Source organism: bacterium, from assembly GCA_026708055.1.
GTDB lineage: Bacteria > Actinomycetota > Acidimicrobiia > Acidimicrobiales > CATQHL01 > VXNF01.
Genome location: JAPOVS010000038.1, coordinates 14,577 through 35,954, shown reverse-complemented (window position 1 = coordinate 35,954; position 21,378 = coordinate 14,577). Strand labels below are relative to the sequence as shown.

At 71.6% G+C, this 21,378-nt stretch carries 18 protein-coding genes; 6 read left to right on the top strand and 12 right to left on the bottom strand.

Features of this window, described 5'->3' with window-relative positions:
• Positions 1-201 precede the first annotated feature (201 nt).
• From OXG55_07305 to OXG55_07290, 4 genes are all read right to left on the bottom strand, one after another.
• The gene (locus OXG55_07305; GenBank protein MCY4103049.1) at positions 202-924 is read right to left on the bottom strand and encodes an amino acid ABC transporter ATP-binding protein; all 723 of its coding nucleotides are present in this window, start codon (positions 922-924) and stop codon (positions 202-204) included.
• A 35-nt stretch (positions 925-959) separates the two neighbouring features.
• Positions 960-2,378: an amino acid ABC transporter permease gene (locus OXG55_07300; protein ID MCY4103048.1), complete on the bottom strand. Its 1,419-nt coding sequence runs from the start codon at positions 2,376-2,378 to the stop codon at positions 960-962.
• Positions 2,375-3,553, bottom strand: a complete 1,179-nt coding sequence (locus OXG55_07295) for an ABC transporter permease subunit (GenBank protein ID MCY4103047.1) — start codon at positions 3,551-3,553, stop codon at positions 2,375-2,377. The genes OXG55_07300 and OXG55_07295 overlap by 4 nt, the downstream gene beginning before the upstream one ends.
• A gap of 298 nt (positions 3,554-3,851) precedes the next feature.
• A complete protein-coding gene (locus tag OXG55_07290; GenBank protein ID MCY4103046.1) occupies positions 3,852-5,033 on the bottom strand; it encodes an amino acid ABC transporter substrate-binding protein in 1,182 nt (393 codons plus the stop codon).
• Positions 5,034-5,361: 328 nt separating this feature from the next.
• Between OXG55_07290 and OXG55_07285 the strand changes: the two genes are divergently transcribed.
• A complete protein-coding gene (locus OXG55_07285; GenBank protein ID MCY4103045.1) occupies positions 5,362-6,120 on the top strand; it encodes a class II aldolase/adducin family protein in 759 nt (252 codons plus the stop codon).
• Between the two features lie 19 nt (positions 6,121-6,139).
• On the opposite strand, the gene OXG55_07280 is transcribed toward OXG55_07285, so the two are convergent.
• The 6 genes from OXG55_07280 to OXG55_07255 all read right to left on the bottom strand — a co-directional run bounded on the left by OXG55_07280 (position 6,140) and on the right by OXG55_07255 (position 12,405).
• Positions 6,140-6,838, bottom strand: a complete 699-nt coding sequence (locus OXG55_07280; protein MCY4103044.1) for a hypothetical protein — start codon at positions 6,836-6,838, stop codon at positions 6,140-6,142.
• Positions 6,835-7,773 carry an ABC transporter ATP-binding protein gene (locus OXG55_07275; protein MCY4103043.1) on the bottom strand — a complete coding sequence of 313 codons (939 nt, stop codon included), beginning with the start codon at positions 7,771-7,773 and terminating at the stop codon, positions 6,835-6,837. Before OXG55_07275 ends, OXG55_07280 begins: the two co-directional genes overlap by 4 nt.
• The gene (locus tag OXG55_07270) at positions 7,770-8,666 is read right to left on the bottom strand and encodes an ABC transporter permease subunit (GenBank protein ID MCY4103042.1); all 897 of its coding nucleotides are present in this window, start codon (positions 8,664-8,666) and stop codon (positions 7,770-7,772) included. Before OXG55_07270 ends, OXG55_07275 begins: the two co-directional genes overlap by 4 nt.
• Positions 8,663-9,607 carry an ABC transporter ATP-binding protein gene (locus OXG55_07265; protein ID MCY4103041.1) on the bottom strand — a complete coding sequence of 315 codons (945 nt, stop codon included), beginning with the start codon at positions 9,605-9,607 and terminating at the stop codon, positions 8,663-8,665. Before OXG55_07265 ends, OXG55_07270 begins: the two co-directional genes overlap by 4 nt.
• 125 nt (positions 9,608-9,732) lie before the next feature.
• Positions 9,733-10,761, bottom strand: coding sequence for a glycosyltransferase (locus tag OXG55_07260; protein ID MCY4103040.1), 1,029 nt, complete (start codon positions 10,759-10,761; stop codon positions 9,733-9,735).
• Between the two features lie 105 nt (positions 10,762-10,866).
• The gene (locus tag OXG55_07255; protein ID MCY4103039.1) at positions 10,867-12,405 is read right to left on the bottom strand and encodes an N-acetylmuramoyl-L-alanine amidase; all 1,539 of its coding nucleotides are present in this window, start codon (positions 12,403-12,405) and stop codon (positions 10,867-10,869) included.
• 17 nt (positions 12,406-12,422) lie between these two features.
• On the opposite strand from OXG55_07255, the gene OXG55_07250 reads away from it, so the two are divergent.
• Complete coding sequence (locus OXG55_07250; protein ID MCY4103038.1) at positions 12,423-13,565, top strand: hypothetical protein; 1,143 nt, start codon at positions 12,423-12,425, stop codon at positions 13,563-13,565.
• Positions 13,566-13,600: 35 nt separating this feature from the next.
• Here OXG55_07250 and OXG55_07245 read toward each other — a convergent pair whose 3' ends face one another.
• Positions 13,601-15,289 (bottom strand): D-alanyl-D-alanine carboxypeptidase, encoded by a 1,689-nt coding sequence (locus OXG55_07245; protein ID MCY4103037.1) that lies wholly within the window; start codon positions 15,287-15,289, stop codon positions 13,601-13,603.
• A 141-nt stretch (positions 15,290-15,430) separates the two neighbouring features.
• Positions 15,431-15,997, bottom strand: a complete 567-nt coding sequence (locus tag OXG55_07240; GenBank protein ID MCY4103036.1) for a hypothetical protein — start codon at positions 15,995-15,997, stop codon at positions 15,431-15,433.
• A 345-nt stretch (positions 15,998-16,342) separates the two neighbouring features.
• Between OXG55_07240 and OXG55_07235 the strand changes: the two genes are divergently transcribed.
• The 4 genes from OXG55_07235 (at position 16,343) to OXG55_07220 (ending at position 21,352) form a co-directional block, all read left to right on the top strand.
• Positions 16,343-17,341, top strand: coding sequence for an ABC transporter substrate-binding protein (locus OXG55_07235; protein MCY4103035.1), 999 nt, complete (start codon positions 16,343-16,345; stop codon positions 17,339-17,341).
• 37 nt (positions 17,342-17,378) lie between these two features.
• Entirely contained in the window at positions 17,379-18,194 is an 816-nt protein-coding gene (locus OXG55_07230) for an ABC transporter ATP-binding protein (GenBank protein MCY4103034.1), read from the top strand.
• Positions 18,182-19,030, top strand: coding sequence for an ABC transporter permease (locus tag OXG55_07225; GenBank protein MCY4103033.1), 849 nt, complete (start codon positions 18,182-18,184; stop codon positions 19,028-19,030). Before OXG55_07230 ends, OXG55_07225 begins: the two co-directional genes overlap by 13 nt.
• 96 nt (positions 19,031-19,126) lie before the next feature.
• Positions 19,127-21,352: an arylsulfatase gene (locus OXG55_07220; protein ID MCY4103032.1), complete on the top strand. Its 2,226-nt coding sequence runs from the start codon at positions 19,127-19,129 to the stop codon at positions 21,350-21,352.
• Positions 21,353-21,378 lie beyond the last annotated feature (26 nt).

Sequence of the window (21,378 nt, the reverse complement as noted above, 5' to 3'; positions counted from 1 at the left end):
TCCCGGAGCGCCACTGGCGTCCCTGCCCGGGCCGCTGCGAGACGGACGAGGGTGGCGGAAGAACGCGGGATGAGGCCGGGGTCGGGGGACCGGGCTGCGACGACTCTTCGCCCCGCGTGGAGGAGCAGAGCGGCACCCCGACCCCAGGCGCCACCGATTGGTGATTGCCGACGAGTGGCGAGCCGAGAGCCCCGCAGGCGGCTACAGGATCTGCTCCATGAAGCGCTTGGTGCGCTCCTCGGTTGGGTCGGTGAAGAAATGCTCGGGCGCGCCGACCTCCACGATCTCGCCCTCGTCCATGAAGACGACCCGGCTGGCCACCTCCCGGGCGAAGCCCATCTCGTGGGTCACGCAGATCATGGTCATGCCGCTGCGGGCCAGCTCCTGCATGACGTCGAGGACCTCCTTGATCATCTCGGGGTCCAGCGCCGAGGTGGGCTCGTCGAACATCATCACATGGGGCTCGGTGGCCAGTGACCGGGCGATGGCGACACGCTGCTGCTGGCCGCCGGAGAGCTGGCCGGGATACTTGCGGGCCTGCTCGGGGATCTTCACCCGCTCCAGCAGTTGCATGGCCAGTTCCTCGGCCTCGTGCCGCGGCATGCGCCGCACCTGCCGGGGGGCGAGCGTGATGTTGTCCAGCACGGTGAGGTGCGGGAACAGGTTGAACTGCTGGAAGACCATGCCGGTGAGCCGCCGCACCTGACGGATGGCCTTCACGTCATTGCTCAGCTCGATGCCGTCGACGGTGATGCGGCCGCGGTCGTGGTGCTCGAGGCGGTTGATGCAGCGGATCAACGTGGACTTGCCGGAGCCGGAGGGGCCCAGCACGACCACGACCTCTTGGCGGGCGACCTCGAGATCGATGTTGCGCAGCGCCTGGAACGTGCCGAAGAACTTGTCGACCCCTTCGAGGGTCACCATGGGCCGTGCGGCCCCGTTGGTCGGTGCGGTGTTCGTCATCTCTCTCCCACTCCCAGCCGGCGTTCCAGCCGCTGGCTCTCGCGTGACATGGTGAACGCCAGCGCCCAGAACGCGAAGGCCACGAAGACCAGCGTCTCGGCGATGCCGACGATGAGGAACTCCCGCTGCCCGTGGATGCTCTCGCGGATCCGCAGGATCTCGGTGAGGGCGATGATGGAGAGCAGCGTGCTGTCCTTGAACAGGTTGATGAACTGCCCGACGAGGGCGGGGATGACCGCTCGCAGGGCTTGAGGCAGCACGATGAGGCTCAGGACTCGGGGCGCGCTGAGGCCGATCGCCTGGGCGGCCTCCACTTGGCCTCGGGGCACGGCCTGCAGGCCGCCGCGCACGATCTCGGCGAGGTAGGCGCCGGTGAACAGCGTCATCACGGCGATGGCACGGGTGACCTTCGAGAGGGGATCCTCGGTGGGCAGGAAGAAGCCGAGGAACAGGTCGCCCATGAACAGCAGCGTGATCAGCGGCACGCCGCGGATCAGTTCGATGTAGCCGACCGACAGCCAGCGCACGGCGGGCAGCTGCGAGCGCCGGCCGACGGCGGCGAGGAGGCCGACCGGGAAGGCCAGCACGATGGCGGCGGCCGCCGCCACGAGGTTGAGCTGGAATCCGGACCAGTCGTCCCAGCCCACGCCGCCGAAGTCGAACTGCGCGTAGATCGCCCGGACCGCGGCGACGGAGCCGGCGACCAGGGCCAGGCGCGCCGCCGGCTGCCAGCGGGCGTCGGTGCGCACGTTGCGGGTGAGGCGAACCGCCGCCGCCGCCACGAGCGCGGACCCCCACCACCAGGCGATGCCGCCGGTGCCGGAGAGAACCTGCCAGCCGGCGAGGGCGCAGACGCCGGCACCGAACCAGGCGCCGCGGCGCCCCGCTTCGGGCAGCGCCTCCATGAGCCGCCGGGCCACCACTCCCAGAGCCAGCGCCGAGGCTGTGAACGCCAGGGGCAGCCAGGTGCGGGTCATGCCCAGCAGCACCGCCAGCAGCACGAAGACGGGCCACCAGCGCCGCACGCCGTCGCGCAGGCGGGCGCGGCTGAACGGGACGCCGGCGTCGCGGGCGTGGTCGCGCGACGACGCCGTCAGGCCGCCCCAGAGGAGCCCGACGGAGGCGCAGAGCAGGTACACCTGCACCACGATCCGCCATTGCTCCTCCCGCGGGAAGGTGCCCATCATCAGCAGCGTGAGGTTGGTGCGCACCGGCTCCCACTGCCCGGTGACGAACAGGAAGCGGGCGCCGTAGATCGCCAGCACCACCAGGCCGGCGCCGAGCAGCACCGTCAGCGCCGAGTTGTGCCGGTTGTTGAAGAGGTTCTCCCGCGCCCAGGCGCCGGCGGTCTGCCGCGGCGGCGGGCCTGGCTGATCGCCCGATGCGTGCGGATCGGAGGGGACGGTGGCGGTCATCGTTCGCGGAGTTGCACGGTGCGGTTGTAGACGTTCAGCAGCAGCGAGATCACCAGCGAGAACACCAGGTACACGCCCATGAGGACGGCGATGGACTGCGGCGCCGGGTTGGCGTTGCCGATGGAGGTGCGGGTGAGGTTGGTGACGTCCGCGTAGCCCACCACGGTGCCCAGCGAGGTGTTCTTGACCAGGTTGAGGTACTGGTTGATGGTGGGCGGCACGGCGATGCGCAGCCCTTGGGGCAGGATCACGTGGCGGTAGCGCTGGAACGGTGACAGCGCCAGCGCCCCGGCGGCCTCGCTCTGGCCCTTGGGCACCGCCAGGATGGAGGCGCGCACCACCTCGGCGATGTGGCTGGCGGTGTACAGCGCCAGCGCCAGGGTCAGTGACAGGTAGGCGGCGCTGGTTCCGAACCCCGAGATGAGCCGTCGCCCGTTCTCCGATCGGGCCGGCCACGACCAGGCGTAGGGCCCGCCGAGCGACACGAAGGCCACCAGTACCACGAGCCCCAAGGTGCCGAGGGCCCACAGCACCCGGTGGTGGGGTTCCCCCGTCCGGACGTGGCGCCGGCTGCGCCAGATCCACACCCCGGCCGCGGCGACGGCGCCGCACAGCACGACGATCCAGAACAGTCCCACGTGGCGCTCGGCCGACAGGCTGGGGATGCCGATCCGGCTCTTGGACAGCACCAGCCAGTTGCTGTCGCTGCCGGGCAGCTTCAGGTCCAGCGCCTCGGGGAAGACCGGCAGCGGCCCGAAGCTGAACACCGCGAAGCTGAAGAACACGATGACCACCAGCGGCGGCGTGTTGCGGAACCCCTCTACATAGACCTGCGCCAGCCGGGCCACCAGCCAGTTGCTGGAGAGCCGGGCGATGCCCACGACGAGCCCCACGATGGAGGCCAGCAGCACGCCCACCAGTCCGGCCAGGAACGTGTTCTGCACGCCGATCAGCACCATGCGCCAGATCGGCAGGTCCGGGTCGAAGCCGAAGTTCTCCGGGATTGCGAACCCGGTGGGCTGGGTCAGGAAGTCGAAGTCGGTCGGGATCCGGGTGCGGGTGAGGTTGTCGACGAGGTTGCCGTAGAGCCACCAGCCGGCGAGGCAGATCCCCGCCACCAGCGCCGCCTGGCCGACCGCCGACAGGAACCCGGTGCGCCGCCACCAACTGCTCATGGCCGGCGCCGACGGCCCACCGGCGACCGGCGAAGGAGCGCTCCGGCTGCTCAGCGACATCGGATTCGCAAGTTAGTACAGGGGTCCGGCACTGCCTCCCGGACACGCACCGCGCGCGAGGGCGGGGACGCCGGGGGCCGGCGCCGGATCGATTTCGCCAGACGATCCGCCGACGGGCACCGGCGGCCCCGCCCGGTCATCGCCGGGTGAAGCGGAACGCCCGCCCGGGCTCCCCTGAGGAGAACCGCACGGGCGGGCGTTCAGTTGTGCGGGCCGACAATGGCCCCGGAACTTTTTCCTACCGGTAGGGCGGCACGTAGAGCAGTCCGCCGTTGGTCCACAGGTCGTTGACCGAGCCGTCCAGCGGCAGGCCCAGTGGCTCGAGGTGCTGGCGGTAGATCTCCTCGTAGTTGCCGACCTGAGCGACGACCTGCACGGCGAAGTCGCTGGGCAGGCCGAGGCCCGGATCGAAGCCCTCCTCGCCCAGGAACCGGGCGAGGGCGGGGTTGTCGCCGGTGGCCGAGGTGATGTTGCCGGAGTCCAGGCCGAACTCCCAGGCCTGGATCGTGGCCATGACGGCCCACTGCACGACCTGGGCCCACTCGGTGTCACCGTCGAGCACGGCCGGACCGAGCGGCTCCTTGGAGATCGTCTCGGGCAGGATGAATTGATCCTCACCGCCGCCGTTCTCGATCTCGTACTTGAACACAGCCAGGGATGACTTGTCCGACGTGAACGCCTCGCACTGCCCGGCGGTGTAGCCCACGCGGGCTTCGGAGGACTCGCCGAAGGTGACCGGGTTGAACGGGATGCCCCGCGAGCGCATCACGTCGGTGAGGTTCAGCTCGGTGGTGGTGCCCTGCGCCACGCAGATGTTGGCGTCCGCCAAGCCCTCCAGGTCGGTGATGCCCGTCGACGCCGGGACGACCACACCCTGGCCGTCGTAGAGCGTCGTGTACACGAAGTTGGCGGCTTCCTTGCCGTCGCGGCTGGCGGTGAAGGTGGTGTTGCGCACCAGCACGTCGATCTCGCCGGACTGCAGCGCCGTGAAGCGGTCCGCAGTGGCGAGGTCCACGAAGTCCACGGCGTTCGCGTCGCCGAGCACGGCGGCCGCGATGACCCGGCAGAAGTCCGAGTCGAAGCCCTCGTGCTCGCCGTCGGGGGTCAGGAAGTTGAACCCCGGCAGGGCGTCGCGCACGCCGCAGCGCACGTCGCCCCGGGCCTGCACCTCGGCGAGGCGGCCGCCGGCTTGCGACAGCTCGACGGCGTCCTCGTCGGGTGCCGCGGTGTCGGCGGGCGCTGCCGGCGCCTCGGTGTCGGGCGGGGGTGCCGCTGCCTCGGTGGCCGGCGGCGGCGCCGGCGCTTCAGTGGCGGGCGGCGGCGCCGGGGTGGTCGTCTCCCCGTCGTCACCCCCGCAGGCCGCGGCCAGCAGAGCCACAGCCACGGCCGCCGCCAAGAGAACGGTCTTTCGAATGATCATGTCTTCCTCCCACTCGACACGCTCGCGTGTCGGTGCTTTTCTTTACCTCTCGCGGATGGAACTGCGCGTTTGAGACTATCGAACGAACGCATCGAGTGCATCCGATAATCGCTGGCCAGGTAGTTCGCTAGATATCCAGTGGTGGTATTACTTGGTGACGTGTCTCGTGCCGGGCGCGTGCTGGGGGGTGATCGGGTCGGCGTCGCCTGAGAGCACGCATATTTCCTGCGCCCGGCGCCGCCGCGGGCGCTGCTTGTGCATTGCCGCCCACGAGTAGATTGTTCGGATCGTACGGGGCCGCCGCGGCCGCCCCGGAGGAGGTGACGCCGTGTTCTCCTATCACGAGCCACTGATCGGTGAGCTCACCTTCGGCTCGCTCGAGGAGTTGCGCCTGTTCCGGAAGCGGCGTGTGGCGCTGGGATACCGGGTGTTCGCCGCTCTCGGCTGGGGCCAGATGAGCGACGGCCACATCACCGCCCGCGACCCCGAGCGGCCGGACCACTTCTGGATGCTGGGCCACGGCGTGCCGTTCGGCGCCGCGACCGTCGACAAGATGGTCCTGCTGGGCCCCGACGGCGCCGCCGTGGACGGCTACACCGAGTTCGGCTACATGCCCGCCGCCCATGCGATTCATGCCCCCATCCACGATGCCCGCCCCGACGTGGTGTCGGCGGCCCACACGCACACCCCCTACGGCACACCGTTCTCGGCGCTCAACCGGCCGTTCCGGCCCATCTGCCAGGAGGCCTGCCAGTTCTTCGAGCGGCACGGGGTCTTCGAGGGCACCGAGCTGTCGGTGGAGAGCGTCGACATCGGCAAGCGCATCGCCGTTGCCCTCGGCGACCACCGGGCCGTCATCCTGCGCAGCCACGGCCTGCTGACGGTGGGCGCCTCGGTGGACGAGGCGGTGGGCTGGTTCGTGATGGCCGAGCGGACCGCCGAGGCGCACATCAAGGCCCCCGAGGCCGAGCCGATCCCCGACGAGGCCGCCCGCTACACGCGCGACGACCTGGGGCCCGGTGACGGTTGGAAGAGGTTCCAGTGGCTCGTGAACTCGCTGATCCCCGACCCCTCGGTGGTGGGCTGAGAGCGCGGCCCGGCCGGGCTCAGGCCACCTCGGCGCGCCGCCAGCCCCAGGTCGCCAGCAGCAGCCCGGCGACGCCCACCGCCAGCGGCACGGCCAGCGAGGCGGCGAATGATCGCCCCACCGGTGTCCCCACGTCCCAGCCCTCGCTGACCACCAGGCTGGCGGCGTAGGAACGGATCGTCAGGCGTGCCGTGGCGGCGCTCAGTGTGCCGATGACGTTCTCCCACACCAGCAGCACCAGCAGGCCCACCAGCAGCGGGCGCGACAGCAGCAGCCCGAAGGCCAGGAAGACGCCGGTGTAGGCCACCGCCGCCAGCAGCGCCCCGTCCGCCACGGGCACGTCCAGGATCAGGCCGGCCACGATCAGCGGCACCACCAGCAGCACGATGACGACGGTCAGCGCCGCGCCGGCTGCCCCGGCGGTGGCCGACCATGCCCGCATGGGCCGCAGCCACAGGTACACCAGCGTGCGCTCGTCGCGCAGGTCGCCGAAGGCGTCGGAGGCCACCAGCAGCGAGCCGAACGGCAGGATGATCGACAGGCCGTACCACACCAGGAATCCCGCCCCGTCCTCGGGCGTCACCCCGTCGTCGCTGGTACGCATCACGATGGCGATCACGATCGCCAGCGCCGCCAGCACGACCAGCACGGCCATGCGACCCCAGTCGCGCAGCAGCTTCTGGGACATGAAGCGGAAGACCCGCGCCGCGTTGCTCACCGTCCCTCCACCAGGTAGCGGAAGACCGACTCCAGGTCGGCGTCCAGCGGCCGCAACTCGTGCAGGCTCGCCCGGCTGTCGCGGGCCAGCGGGGCGATGGCCGCGGCGAAGCGGCCCGCGCTGGCGGTTGCGACGGTCAGCGCGTCCGGCTCGTGGAGCTCCACGCCGACGGCGAGGCCCTCGGCGATGAGCCCGGCCGCCAGCGCCCGCGGCTCGTCGGTGGTGATGCGGAAGCGGCTGGGCCGGTCGTCCATGAGGTCGCGGATGCGGCGGAAGTCGCCCTCGGCCAGCAGCCGTCCCTTGCCCATCACCAGCACGTCGGTGCCGAGGCGCTGCACCTCGTCGAGCACGTGGCTGGACACCAGCACGCAGCGCCCGCTGCCGCCGATGCGGTGGAACAGGTCGATCATCAGGTTGCGCTGGTTGGGGTCCAGGCCGGTGAGCGGCTCGTCCAGGAACAGCACGTCGGGGCCGTTCACGATCGCCGAGGCCAGTTTCGCCCGCTGGCGCATGCCCTTGGAGTAGGTGTTGAGGCGCCGCTTGTCGTCGGGGTCCAGGCCGACGGTGCCGATCGCCCGTTCCGTGGCCTCCTCGGCGTCGGCGACGCCCGTGAGATCGGCGGCGAGCCGCACGAACTCCCGCACCCGCAGGTGCTCGAACAGCGACTCCTGCTGGGGCACCAGGCCGATGCGCCGGCGCAGCTCGACGTCGGCGCGCGGGTCGCTGCCGAGGACGCGGACGGTGCCCTCGCTCGGGGCGGCGGGGCCGGCGAGCATCCGCAGCATCGTCGACTTGCCGGCGCCGTTGGGGCCCAGCAGCGCGGTCACGCCGGCGCCCAGCCGGAACGACACGTCCGAGACGGCCACCAGGTCGCCGAAGCGCTTGGAGACCCGGGTGACCTCCAGCATCGGTCCGGGCCTGCCGGAGGTGTTCACCGCTCCACCTCCATGCGCCCGTAGCGCAAGTGAGCGACGGCCGACAGCAGCGCCACCCACGCCAGATTGGCCAGGACCACCACCCAGGTGGCCACGGCGTCCAGGGTTCCGGGACTGTCGTCGGTCAGCGGCAGGGCGTGCGAGCGCTTGGCCAGCGCCCGCGACAGCCGCAGCGGGTCCAGCACGGCGATCTCGCTGGCAACGCCGGCCTCGGCGATCAGCAGCGACGTGATGCCCGCCGGCACCAGCAGGCACAGGGCGACGACCACGATGGCCATGCCGGCGCGGCGCACCAGGCTGCAGACCGCCACCGCCAGGGCCGTGGGCACCGCCGCCAGCGCCAGGGCCGCCGTCAGCGTGCGCAGGACGAACAGGAAGAAGTCCCCGGTGTGTCCCGGCCCCCCGCCCAGCGACGTGTAGACGATGCCGAGAACCAGCACCGGCACCAGCGACATGACGATCAGCAGCGAGAAGATGGCCGACGTCTGGGCGTTGAGGTAGCTGCGGCGGCTGAGCGGCGATGCCAGGTAGAGGCTCAGCAGCCCGCTGCGACGGTCGGTGTTCAGCAGCATCGGCGTGGCCAGGACGGTGAGCAGCACCACCCCCACACCCACCTGCGTGTAGTAGTCCCGGACGGTGTCGAAGCCCAGGTCGCCGAACTCCGAGAACAGCCCGGCCAGGAAGATCTGCACCACGGCGCCGATCCAGGCCACGAAGAACGCGGCGATGCCGATCAGCTTGCTGCGGAAGCGGCGCTTGCGGCCCAGCAGCCGGCCCAGGGAGTAGGTGTACAGCGAGCGGAAGCAGCGCCTGGGCGCCAGCCGGGGACCCACATAGGGCCGGAAGCCGCCTTCGAAGATCTGCGCCTGCTGCCCGCCGGTCGAGGTGCTCATGGGGACCCGCCCCCGCCGTCCTCGGGCCCGGTCTGGGTGGCGCTGAATACCTCGGCCAGCGACGTGTGCTCGGGCAGGATCGACCGCAGCCGCAGGCCCAGGTCGGCCACCGCGTCGCGCACGGCGTCGGCCGGCTCGCCGGTTGGCTCTGCCGCGGTCGCCAGCCGCACCACCTCGTCGCCCTCGGCGCGTGCCTCGAGACCCGACCCGACCAGGGCGGCGGCCAGATCGGCGGCCCGCTCGTACACCTCCACGATCACGCCGGTGCCCCCGACGGTGAGGTCGCTGACCCGCCCGGCACGAGCCACCCGTCCGGCGTCCAGCATCACCACGCTGTTGCAGACCCGCTCCACTTCGGTGAGGTGGTGCGAGCTGATGAGCACGTTGATGCCGTGCTCGGTCGCCAGCCGGCTGATGAGCGCCAGCATGTCGGCGCGCTGCATCGGGTCGAGGCCGTCCGTGGGCTCGTCCAGGATCACCAACTCGGGATGGTGCGCCACCGCCTGCGCCAGCTTCACCCGCTGCAGCTGCCCCGTGGACATGGTGCCGATGGGGCGGAAGCGCTCCTCGCCGAGCCCCACCTCCCAGAGCGTGTCGCTGGCCCGCTGCGTGGCGCCGACCTTGGGCAGCCCGTGCAACCGGGCGATGTGCGCCACGAGGTCGGCTGCGGTCATGTCGCCGGGGAGTTGGTGGTGTTCGGGGGCGAACCCCAGCCGCTGGCGGACCTCGGGCCCTGCGGTGCCGGGGTCGGCGCCGAGCACGCGCAACTCGCCGCTGTCGCGGTTGCGCAGCCCCAGGATGAGGGTCAGCAGCGTCGTCTTGCCGGCGCCGTTGGCGCCCAGCAGGCCGGTGACGCCCTCGCCGATCGTGACGTCCACGCCGCCGAGGGCCACGGTGGAGCCGAAGCGCTTCACCACGCCCGCCGACTCCACGATCACCACGTCCGGCAGTCTACCGGCGGTCTCTCAGTGCGGGCGGGAACCTGTCGCTGTCCGCGCTGCGCCGGTCGGTGGTGGACCGGGCGGCGCCCTCGGTTGTCTGCCCCGATCTCGGTTGTCGGCGCGAGTCAGGCGTGGATGCCCATGTCCGCCAGGAGATCGGCGATCTGGGCACCGATCACCTCCATGGACAGATGTTCTTGGACGATCCGGCGGTTGTGCTCGATCAATCCGGGGTCGCCGCCGGCCAGGTGCTCGCGCAGGGGGTCGAGGTCGTCGGGGTCGAACCATCGGAAGCCGAGGGCGCGCAGTTCGTCGGCCACGGGGTAGTGGCTGACTATTGCGGGGCGGCCGTGGACTGCCGCTTCCACCGGGGGGTTGCCGAATCCCTCCCAGAGAGACGTGAACACCACCGCGTCGGCCGCCGCGTAGATGTCGGCGGCGCTCGGCGCGGGGTGCCGCAGGACGCGGCAGCGTGCCTCGGCCAGCAGGTGCCTGAGGGTCGCCTCGTAGCCCTCCTCGGCGGCACCGGTCAGCCAGTAGGTGGCGCCGAGGTCCTCGCAGACCCGCAGCGCGCGGGGGATGTCCTTGCGGGGGATGGCGCGCACCGCGTGGGCGACGAGCAGTTCGGCGGGCGCGACCTCCAGCAGACGCCGTGTGGCGGCTCTGTCGCCCGGCACGTCTGCGACCTCGAAGGGGTTGTAGATGGTGCCGGCGCCGATCCCCCGAGCGGCCATCTGGGCTTCGGTCAGCCGGTTGATGGTGACATGACGCCAGGCCCCGTCGTCGGGAGGCAGTTCGGTGACGTGGGCGAACCGCTCCCGCTGCCACGGCGGGTCGTGATGGTGCAGCACGGCCGGCCGTCCGGCCAGCACGCCGGCCAGCACCCGCGCGGCGGGCAGGTTCAGCGGGATCGTGCACAGGTTCTCGACCACCACCAGGTCCGCGCCGGCGAGCGCGGTGGCCACCGCGCTCGGATCGGGTGGCTGCGCGGCGCCGATCTCCAGGCCGGGCACCGGCCGGTCCACCGGACCCTCGCCGGCCACCGTGATCACCCGATGACCCAGCCGCCGGAGGATCACCGCCCAGCGGCCCGCCGCCACCGACACCCCGTCGGTCAGGCCCAGCCGGAACGAGACGATCGCAACCGTGGCCACCGCGGCGACGCTACTGCCGGCACCTGGGCCGGGTGGTCCGGCCCCACGGGGAGGTCGCTCGCCCTACCTGGCGGCGGCGCCCTTGAGGATGTGGGCGCCGGGGGGTCACTCCAGGGGGACCTCGGCGCAGCGGCTGGGCGCGCGGGCGGGATCGAACCGCCGGGGCCGCTCGACGAGCCCGCTGCCGGGGCGGTCCGTGTTGAGGTAGTCCTCGATGGCGTTGGCAGTGGCCGTCGCGGCGATGCCGATGTAGTCGTCGGTGGCGAACAGCTCCGCCTCGGAAGGGTTCGACAGGTAGCCGTACTCCACCAGGACGGCCGGGACCGCGGGCCGGCGGATCATGCCGTAGGCGTCGCCGCCCCAGGGGAACAGCACGCGCAGCACGCCGGCGTCGGGCAGGCGGCTCCAGCTGACGTCGGCGAACATGCTGAGTGCGGTGGTGATCTCCTCGTAGAGCAGGCCCCCGAGGCGGGCCGAGTCGCTCCGCGGCGTCTCGTCGTCGTCGGACTGGACGTAGACCTCGGTGCCGGGCGAGTCGCCGAGCCGGTGAGTCGGCGCGTTGTGGTGGAGCGATATCAGTGCGTCGGCGCCCACGGCGTCGGCGAGGGCGGCGCGCACGGACAGGAGCGATCCGTAGTCGCCGGTGCGGGCGGCGGCGGCGGGGATGTCGCGGCGAGCGAGTTCGGCGAGGATGGCGCGGCTGAGGGTGAGGTTCAGCACATCCTCGGCGAGACCGTTGGGCCCCACGGCGCCGACGTCGAACCGCCCGCCGTGACCGGGGTCGAGCACCACCCGCATGCCGTCGATGGGATCGCCGCCGGTGACCTCAGCGGCGTTGCCGCAGGGCGTGCGCACCAGGTAGCCGCCGCCGGCGCGCCCGATCACGGCGACCGGCACGCCGGTCGGTGTCAGCAGAGCGCGGGGCAGATCGGCGGGGGCTGGGTCGTCGGGTTGGTCGGCGGGGGCTGGGTCGTCGGGTTGGTCGGCGGGGGCTGGGTCGTCGGGTTGGTCGGCGGGGGCTGGGTCGTCGGGTTGGTCGGCGGGGGCTGGGTCGTCGGGTTGGTCGGCGGGGGCTGGGTCGTCGGGTTGGTCGGCGGGGCTTGGGTCGTCGGGTTGGTCGGCGGGGCTTGGGTCGTCGGGTTGATCGGCGGGGCCTGCCTCCATCGCTTGTTCCCGGAACACCGGCTCGTGCAGCGGCGAGCTTGCCAGCCACCTTCCCGCCAGGGCGCCCGCGGGCACGACCCGCAAGGCGGGCAGGATGACTTCGGACCAGCTGCCGTCGGGGCGCCGCTGCTGGAGGCCAACCTCGATGCGCCCGCCGCCGGCCGGGCGCCGGGCCGCGATGCGCATCTCCCGCGGGCCGGCAGCGGTCTGCACCTCCAGGGGCGTGCTCTGGACCCAGCGCCAGGTCGGGGCGCCGGGCGGCACGAGGCGCCGCGCGGGAAGCAGGCGGTCGCCCCACTGCCCGCCGTCGAGGCGTTGCTGCAGTGCCACCTCGGTCTGTCCGCTGCTCAGGACGCGGGCTTGGAGCCGGAGTTGCGGCCCTGTCTCGGCGGCGGCGACCAGCGAGGTCGCCAGGACGCCCGCGACGGCGATCAGGGCGACCATCCACACCCGGCGGCGGCCGCTTCGCTTCGGAGGCACCGGGGGATAATACAGCGGTGGAGTTGCGGGACCGAGTGCTGGCGGTGCTGCGGCGGCACTGGGTCGACATCCCGCCGGGCGGGGGCTACACCGCGCCGAACCGGGTGCGCTACCCGTGGCAGTGGCTGTGGGACTCGTGCTTCTGCGCCCTCATCTGGGCGGAGCTGGGCGACGACCGCGGCCTCGACGAACTGGCGCAGATCCTGGGCGCGGCCGACGCCTCGGGCTGCGTGCCGCACATGGCCTACCAGCTGGATCCGCGTTGTCACGAGGACTTCTGGGGCCGTGCGGGCGCTTCGAGCATCACCGGGCCACCCATGTACGGCCACGCCCTCGCCGAGCTGCACCGCCGCGGGGCCCATGTGCCCGAGCGCCTGTTGGCGACCGCCGCGGGCGGCCTGGAGTTCCTGCTGCAGCGCCGGGAGCGCCACACGGAGTCCGGCCTGGTGCTGCTGTGCCATCCCTGGGAGTCCGGTGCCGACAACGATCCGCGCTGGGACGACTTCGGCGACGGCGGCTTCGACGAGAAGCGCTGGTTCGACCGCAAGGGGGAGCTGCTGGACGGCATCGAGCGCAGCGCCGGCGGCGCCCCGCTCGTCAATCCGAAGTTCGCCGCCGCCTCGGCGGGCTTCTCGGCGCTCGTGGCCTTCAACGCGCTCGAACTGGCCGAAGCGACCGGTGCCATCGAACAAGCTGCCGCCCTCCGCCTGGCCGACGCAGTGCGCGATCGCTGGGACGCCGACCTGTGCAGCTACACCGACGCCGGCGACGCCGAGGGAGGCTCGGGCCGCACCCGAACCGCCTACGGGCTGCTGGGCCTGCTCATCGAATCAGACGCCGAGCGCACCGCCGCGGTCGCCGCAGCACTCACAGACTCCCGCGCCTACGGGGGTGCGTTCGGCCCCACCGGGGTACACCGAGCCGAGCCGTCCTTCGCCGCCGGGGCCTACTGGCGCGGCCCGTCGTGGCCGCAGCTCGACTACCTGCTGTGGCTGGGCCTGCGGCGCGCCGGGCACCACGACGCCGCCGCGACGCTGGCGCGGGCGATCGTGGCCGGCGCCGAGAAGTCGGGCCTGGCCGAGTATTGGGACAGCGACGACGGCGCCGGCCTCGGCGCCATTCCCCAGAGCTGGGCCGGTCTGGCCCTCTTGATGGCCTGACGGCATCCGCCGCCGCGGCGGGGCGTTCAGACCGTTCAGCCGCCGGTGGCGGCCACCAGAACCTCCATCAGGTCGGCGAAGAACCCGAAGGCGGCGTCGCTGTCGATCCACTCCGTTCCGCTGTTGAGGATCACCGCGAAGCTCAACACGTCGCCGCTGGCGGCCCGGGCGAATCCGGCGAGCGAGCGCACCCCCGCCAGCGTCCCCGTCTTGGCCTGCACGAAGTCCTTCGCCAGCGAGTTCCGGTAGCGGTTCTCCATCGTCCCCGTCCGCCCGGCCACCCCGAGGTTGACGCCCACGTGGCCGTTGGGACCGCCGAGTTCCAGCACGTCGATCACCTGCGAGCAGCTCAGGCGATTCGACGGGCTCAGTCCCGAACCGTCGGCCGGAACGGCGAGCCCGGCGATCCTGGGGGCCAGCGCCTCGTGTACCGCCAGGGCGCCGGCGGCCGAGGTGCCGGCGCCTCTCGCCACGAGGCCGATCTCCTTCAGCAACATCTCGGCGAGCGTGTTGTCGCTCTCGGCGAGCAGCCAGTGCAGGCTGGCCGCCAGCGGTGCCGATTCCAGAGTTGCCAGCACCTCGTGGTTGCTGTAGTCCCCGCCGGCCTCGGCCACGCGGGGCACGAGGGGAATGCGCACCGAGCGAGCCTCCAGCAGGTCGTCGAAGATCTCCGCCGCCCGGAGCGCCGGTTGGGGCACGGGTGGCAGCCCCCAGGTCGAGAGGAGCCCCGGCGGGGTGCGCCACCCCTGGTTCACGCTGACCGCGCTCAGTGACCCGGCGACGCTCTGACCGGCGAACCGGGCCGGCCAGGTGGGAACCGTGGTGAGGGTGTCGTAGCGGTCCGCTACGGCCACGACGCTGCCGGTCATGCGGGTGAGGCCGGCGTCGGTGAGGTCCGCGGCGAGGTCGGCCAGCGGGCTTCCCGCCGAGTCGTGCTCAGCGAGCATCGCTACGAAGTCCGGGGTGGACAGCAGCGGGTCGCCGCCGCCTACGAGGTACAGATCGCCGTCCAGGACGCCGCCGGTCAATCCGGTCTCCGCCAGCGCGACGGTGGTGAACGTGTAGCCGGCGCCCAGGATCTCCAGCGCGGCCGCGGCGAGCGGCAGCTTCTGCAGCGAGGCCGGGATCAGCATGGCGTCGGCGTTGCGGGAGAACACCGTCTCGCTGGCCCGGCGGACCACCAGGCATCCACCCGCCGGTGCCCGGGCCACCAGCGCATCCAGGGCGCTGACGAGTGCCGTGTCCCTCGGGCTGGCCGACCCGCCCGAGGGACCGCTGAGTCGGGGAACCTCGAGCGCATCCTCGGGGGGCTCGTCGTCGGTGCCCGGGTCGTCGGGTTCGGTCACCTCGGGTTCGGTCACCTCGGGAGGTCCGGGTTCGGCCGGCTCGGGTTCGGCCGGCTCGGGTTCGGCCGGCTCGGGTTCGGGAGGCTCGGTCGGTTCCGGTTCGGTCACCTGGGGAGGCTCGGGTTCGGGAGGCTCGGTCGGGCCGGGTTCGGCCGGCTCGGTGCGGTCCATGGGCACGTCGCCGTCGGTCGGCAGCGTCGACTCCCCGGAGGGCTCCGGTTGGGGCACGGTGGTCGTGGTCGTCGCCGTCGGCGGCGGCGCCACCGGCGGCGGCTCGGGTTCCGGGGTGGTCGCGGCGGTGGAGGCGGGGGCGAGCGAACGGGGCGGCTCGTCGACCAGCGTCGGGCGGAGACCGTCCGAGCACGCCGCAGCGAACACGATCGCTGCGAGCAGAGCGAGCAACCGGCGGATCAGCGGGGCCGCTCGACACCTCTCCGTCTCCACAGTTGCGAGAAGATACCCGGAGCCGGTGGTGTTGCTCGGGAGCATCGATCGGGTCGATCCCCCGGCGAGGCGGGGCTAGAAGGGGCTCAGTCCCATCCGATTGCGGATCGACACCAGCTCGCCGAGATGGTTGATGCCGTGGCCCACGGTGCTCCACTGCAGGAACCACGACGCCGGCTTGCCGTCCCACATGGAGTACAGCCAGTCGAACCGGTCGGTGGGCGTGCCGATGGCCGCCAGCGGCCCGGCCGTCTCGGGCCGGGCGTCCATCGCCGGCAGCCCGTCCTCGCTGAGCCACGCCGCGGTGGCGTCGCAGGTGGCCAGCGCGTAGGCGCCCACAGCTTCAGGGTCCAGCACCTCGACCAGGTCGGCGTCCTCACCCTCGGCCAGCCCCCGCCACAGGTCCTCACCGACGCCGAGACGGTCCACCCAGCCGTCCACAACCGCATCGACGCCCCGCAGCACCCCGTTCACGGCCACGTCCTGGTGCCGGGCCAGGTGCCACAGCACGTACACCGGCGCGATCCCACCCCCGTCGACCCGCTCCCGCAGCCGCTCAGCAGGGATCAGTCCCAGAACCCCGCCGGCCAGCTTCCCCCGCAGCGAGGTGACGTCCGCCAGGATCCAGTCCCGCAACTCCACGCCCGCCACTCTACGAGCGCACCGAGCGGCCCTCGCTTACCGATGACCCGGGAGGGAGTGGACGCCGGGAGCCGGCGCCGGATCGATTTCGCCAGACGATCCGCCGGCGGCCACCGGTGGTCCCGACCGGTCGATCGCCGCGCAGCCCCTCCCGGCGACCCGCAGGCTTCCGTGACCGCGCAGGCGAACTAGGGTCAGCCGTGCCCGCCTCAGCGTGGCGGCGGGTGGAGCCGGTGCCCTGCTCCGGGTTGGAGCGGGCTCCGCAGGCATCGGCGACGCAAGGAGGTGCTCGGGTGGCCCGGGTTGGGGGCAGGGCAGGCCGAACCTGACGAAAGGAACAACAACGTGAGACTCAAGAGGACCAAGACATGGTCCACCCTTCTGGCTGCGGTCCTGGCCGTGGCACTGGTGGCGGCCTCCTGCGGGGATGACGAGCCCGAGACCCTCTCGGTGGGCATCGCCGCCGACGGGTTCCTGCTCGGCTCCCAGGCATGGGTGTCGATCGACCGGGGCTACTTCGACGAGGAGAACCTCGATGTCACCATGTCGCAGTACGGCACCGGCATCGAGGCCATCCAGGCGGTGATCGCAGGCCAGGCCGACATCGGCCCGGCGCTGGACTTCGCCGTGCTGAACCTGGCCGCCGCGGCCGAGGAGAACATGCGGGTGGTGGCGGCGATCGCCGCCCCGAGGCCGGGATTCCACAGTCTGGCGGTACGCAACGAGATCAACGGACCCCAGGACCTGGTGGGCAAGACGATCGGATACGTCCAGGGCACCTCGGAGCACTTCGTGACGATCCGCCACCTCCAGCAGAACGGCATCAGCCTCGACGACGTCGAGCTGGTCCCGCTGCCGGGACTGTTCGAGTTGGTCGGGGCGCTGCGCACCAACGACATCCAGGCCGCCTGGGTGTGGCTCAACGGCACGCTCGAGGCTCAGGAGGATCCCGACCTGAAGATCCTCGGCGACGACTCCAACGTGCTGGACACTGTCGCCATCTACCTGGTGTCTCGCACGGAGTGGGCCAACGAGAACCAGGAGATCATCGAGCGCATCGTCCGGGCCTACGACAAGGCCAATCTGGTGATCCAGAACGAGACCCCTGCCGCGGCGAAGATCGTGGCGGACGCCGTGTCCGGCAACGAGGAGCTGTTCGCCAACATCATGCCGAACCAGCGCTACAAGGTTGAGTTCACGCAGGTTCAACTCGACTCCTTCGACGCCATCGCCCAGTTCCTGATCGACTCCGGCGTGCTGCCGGCCGACTTCGACATCCGGGAGTTCATCGATTTCCGGGCCATGGAGGAGGCCGTGCCGGGATCGATACAGGCCGACCTGTAGCGGGCGGCGCCCCGAGGGCACCCACACAACCCCGACGATGAACGGAGCGGCCGGCGAGCGTCCCGGCGACGACCGCGGCCGCTCCGTGACCTTCAACGGCGTGGAGTTGCGCTACGGCAAGGGTTCGCCCCCTGTCGTCACCGACCTGTCGCTGGAGATCGCCCCCGGAGAGTTCTTCGTGATCGTCGGGCCCTCCGGCTGCGGCAAGTCCACGCTGCTGCGCCTGGTGGCGGGATTCCTGGAGCCCAACGGCGGCACCGTCACCGCCGGCGGCTCGGCGATCACCGGCCCCGGCCCCGACCGGGCCATGGTGTTCCAGAGCGTCGACGGGCCGCTGCTGGACTGGCTGACGGTGCGCCAGAACGTGGCGTTCGGCCTCAAGCTGCAGGCCAAACGCAAGGGCACCGAGTACGACCCCGCCGTGGTGGACCACTGGCTGCAGTTGGTGGGTCTCACCAGCGCGGCCGGCAAGCTGCCCCACGAACTCTCCGGCGGCATGAAGCAGCGCGTCCAGATCGCCCGGATCCTGGCCGTGAAACCCGACATCGTGCTGATGGACGAGCCGTTCGCGGCGCTCGACGCCCAGACCCGGCGCATCCTGCAGCGTCAGGTCGTCGAACTCTGGCAGACCGAGGGCGGCACCGTGGTGTACGTCACCCACGACATCCGCGAGGCGGTGCTGCTGGGCCAGCGCATCGGCGTGATGCGCGCCGGCCCGCATTCCGACTTCCGCTCGCTGCACAGCGTGGAGATCGGCTACCCGCGCGACGAGTTCTCCCCCGAGTTCGCCACGGTCGCCCGTGCCGTGGAGGCGGAGATCGTCGAGGAGGTGACCCGGGCGTGGCAGAACTGACCGATTCGACGGCGGCCGCGGCGCCCGGCGCCACACCGGAACCGGCGGGCGGCGGCTGGCGCGCCGGCCTGAGCGGTCGGCGGGGGGCGATCCTCATCTCGACGGTGGTGGTGGGGATCACCATCGGTATCTGGCAGGTCGGCTCGTGGAACTACAACCCGCAGTTGCTGCCCGGGCCGGCCAAGGTGGCCACGGGCACAGCGGAGCTCTCCGACTCGGGGCTGCTGTGGGACTCGATCGCCATCAGCCTGGAGCGCGTCTTCAAGGGCTGGTTGCTGGGCTCGGGCATCGCCATCCCGCTCGGGTTGCTGGCGGGGGTCTCCCGCTTCGCCCGCGCCGCCCTGGATCCCTTCATCCACTTCTTCCGGTTCGTGCCCGCCCTGGCGCTCACCTCGCTGTTCATCCTCTGGTTCGGCATCGGCGAGACCTCCAAGGTGAACCTGGTGGGCTACGCAGCACTGTTCGTGGTGCTGATCACCACCGCCACCGGGGCCTCCTCGGTGCATCCCGACAAGGTCAACAGCGCCCAGACGCTCGGCGCCAACCGCCGCGACGTGTTCTTGAAGGTGGCGTTGCCGGCCACGTTCCCGTCCATCTTCGTGGGGATGCGGCTGGCGCTGGCGAACGCCTTCCTGGTGATCGTGGCGGCGGAGGCCATCGCCGCCCAGGAGGGAATCGGCTTCCTGATCTGGAACTCCCGGACCTTCTTCCGCACCGACTTCATGTTCGTGGGCATCTTCTGCTTCGGGGTGCTGGGCTTCACCTGCGACCGGCTCTGGAAGCTGCTGGGCAACACCGTGCTGCGCCGCTACCTCACCGGGGTCGGCAGCTACTGAGCCCCCGTCGTCTGCGCCCGCCGCCCGACCATCCGCCGAGCCCCGACCATCCGCCGAACCCCGACCATCCGCCGATCCGCCACGGAGGCCCACCGCATGAGCGACGACACCGCCGGGAGCTTCCCCGGGCACCTCGGGCGCACCCACCGCGACAGCGAGCCGTGGTATCCGGAGCCGCAGGTTCCCGGCGGCCCCAACGTGGTGATCGTGCTTTTCGACGACCTGGGCTTCGCCGACCTGGGCTGCTACGGCTCGGAGGTTCGCACCCCGCACCTGGACGCCCTGGCCGCCGGAGGCCACCGGTACAACAACTTCCACACCACCACGCTCTGCTCGCCCTCGCGGGCGTGCCTGCTGACGGGCCGCAACCACCACGCCGTCGGGATGCGCATGCTGTCCAACATCGACTCCGGCTGGCCCAGCGGCCGGGGCCGCATCAGCCGCCGGGCCGCCCTGATGTCCGAAGTGCTGCGCGACGCCGGCTACAACACGTTCGCCGTCGGCAAGTGGCACGTGGCGCCGATGCGGCAGGTCACCGGCGCCGGTCCCTACGAGGAGTGGCCCCTGGGGCGGGGCTTCAACCAGTTCTACGGCTTCATGAACGGCGCCACCGACCACTACTACCCGGAGTTGTTCCGCGACAACCATGCCATCGACCCGCCGGGGCGGCCCGCCGACGGCTACCACCTCACCGACGACCTCGTGGATCGGGCCATCGGCTACATCGCCGACCACATCGCCCACCGGCCCGCCAGCCCGTTCTTCTGCTACGTCCCGCTGGGCGCCGCCCACTTCCCGCATCACGCCCCCGCGGAGTTCATGGAGGCGGCGCGGGGCCGCTACGACGCCGGCTGGGAGGAAATCCGCCTCGGCCGCTACGAGCGCCAACTCGCATCCGGCGTCGTCCCCGCCGGCACCAAGCTGCCGCCGGGCAACCCCGACGTGCCGCCGTGGGACTCACTGGAGCCCGGCGAGCAGCGGGTGGCGGCCCGCCTCGCCGAGGCCTATGCCGCATTCATCGAGCACACCGACGCCGCCCTGGGTCGGCTGTTCGAGTTCCTGCGCACCACCGGGCGCTGGGAGGACACGCTGGTCGTGGTGACCTCCGACAACGGCGCCGCCATGGAGGGCGGCCGCCTGGGGATGTTCAGCGCCATCCGGTTCTTCAACGACATGGCTGAGGACTTCGAGCGCACGCTCGGCGCCCTCGACGAGATCGGCGGACCCCTGGCCGACAGCCACTACGCCACCGGCTGGGCGCAGGCCTCCAACACGCCGGGGCGCTGGTACAAGTACCACACCCACGGCGGCGGGGTGCGCGACCCGCTGATCGTGTCGTGGCCCGGCCGCCTGGCGCGCCCGGGGGCGATCCTGCCGCAGTTCGGCCACATCATCGACATCGCCCCGACGGTCTACGAGGTCACCGGCGTGACGCCGCCGGAGAGCCACCGGGGCGTGCCGCAGATGCCGATCCACGGCCGCAGCCTGGCCTACACGTTCGAGGACCCCGAGGCCCCGGCGCCGAGCCGCACCCAGTACTTCGAGATGTTCGGCAACCGCGGCCTGTGGGCCGACGGTTGGAAGGTGGTCACGCACCACGACCCCGGCAGCGACTACAGCGAGCGCGAGTGGGAGCTGTACCACCTCGACGAGGACTTCTCGGAGTCCGGTGACCTGGCCGCCGTCCACCCCCACAAGCTCCGCGAGCTGACCGAGCTGTGGTGGAGGGAGGCGGGCCGCTACGACGTCCTGCCGCTCGACGATCGCTCCCGGGAGCTGTTCAGCGCCCCGCCGCCGCCCGGCACCCCCCAGACCCGCGCCGTCTTCGAGTACTACCCCCCGGTCTCCCACATCGAGCCCAGCGCCGCGCCGCCTGTCGGCCACGCCGATCATCGCATCACCGCCGAGATGTCCGGCCACAAGCGCGGCGTCATCGTCAGCTTCGGCAACGTGCAGTCGGGCTTCGTCCTCTGGGCCGCCGACGGCGCCCTGCACTACGAGTACAACGCCGCCGGCGACATCACCGCGGCCTCGCTGCCGCTGCCCGAGGTCGACGACATCACCGCAACCTTCGAGATGCAGATCAACCCCGACCGTTCCGCCCGCGCCCGCCTCGGCGCCAACGGCCACTACGGCGCTTGGTTCGAGATCCCACGCACCCTCGCCTTCCTGGCCCTCAGCGGAACGGACGTCGGCCGCAACGCCCTCAGCCCCGTCTCGACCTCCTACGACGCCCCGTTCCCCTTCGCCGGCAACCTCCACAAGGTCACCATCGAACTCGACAGACCGGAAACCCCCCTCAACCTCCCCCTCGACGACTGACGGATCTCCCGCAGCAACAACCGAGG

Excerpts from the sequence above, each read along its gene's own strand:
- OXG55_07305 (MCY4103049.1), bottom strand. The coding sequence starts at position 924 with ATGGTGACCCTCGAAGGGGTCGACAAGTTCTTCGGCACGTTCCAGGCG.
- OXG55_07300 (MCY4103048.1), bottom strand. The coding sequence starts at position 2,378 with ATGACCGCCACCGTCCCCTCCGATCCGCACGCATCGGGCGATCAGCCA.
- OXG55_07295 (MCY4103047.1), bottom strand. The coding sequence starts at position 3,553 with ATGAGCAGTTGGTGGCGGCGCACCGGGTTCCTGTCGGCGGTCGGCCAG.
- OXG55_07290 (MCY4103046.1), bottom strand. The coding sequence starts at position 5,033 with ATGATCATTCGAAAGACCGTTCTCTTGGCGGCGGCCGTGGCTGTGGCT.
- OXG55_07270 (MCY4103042.1), bottom strand. The coding sequence starts at position 8,666 with ATGAGCACCTCGACCGGCGGGCAGCAGGCGCAGATCTTCGAAGGCGGC.
- OXG55_07230 (MCY4103034.1), top strand. The coding sequence starts at position 17,379 with ATGAACGGAGCGGCCGGCGAGCGTCCCGGCGACGACCGCGGCCGCTCC.
- OXG55_07220 (MCY4103032.1), top strand. The coding sequence starts at position 19,127 with ATGAGCGACGACACCGCCGGGAGCTTCCCCGGGCACCTCGGGCGCACC.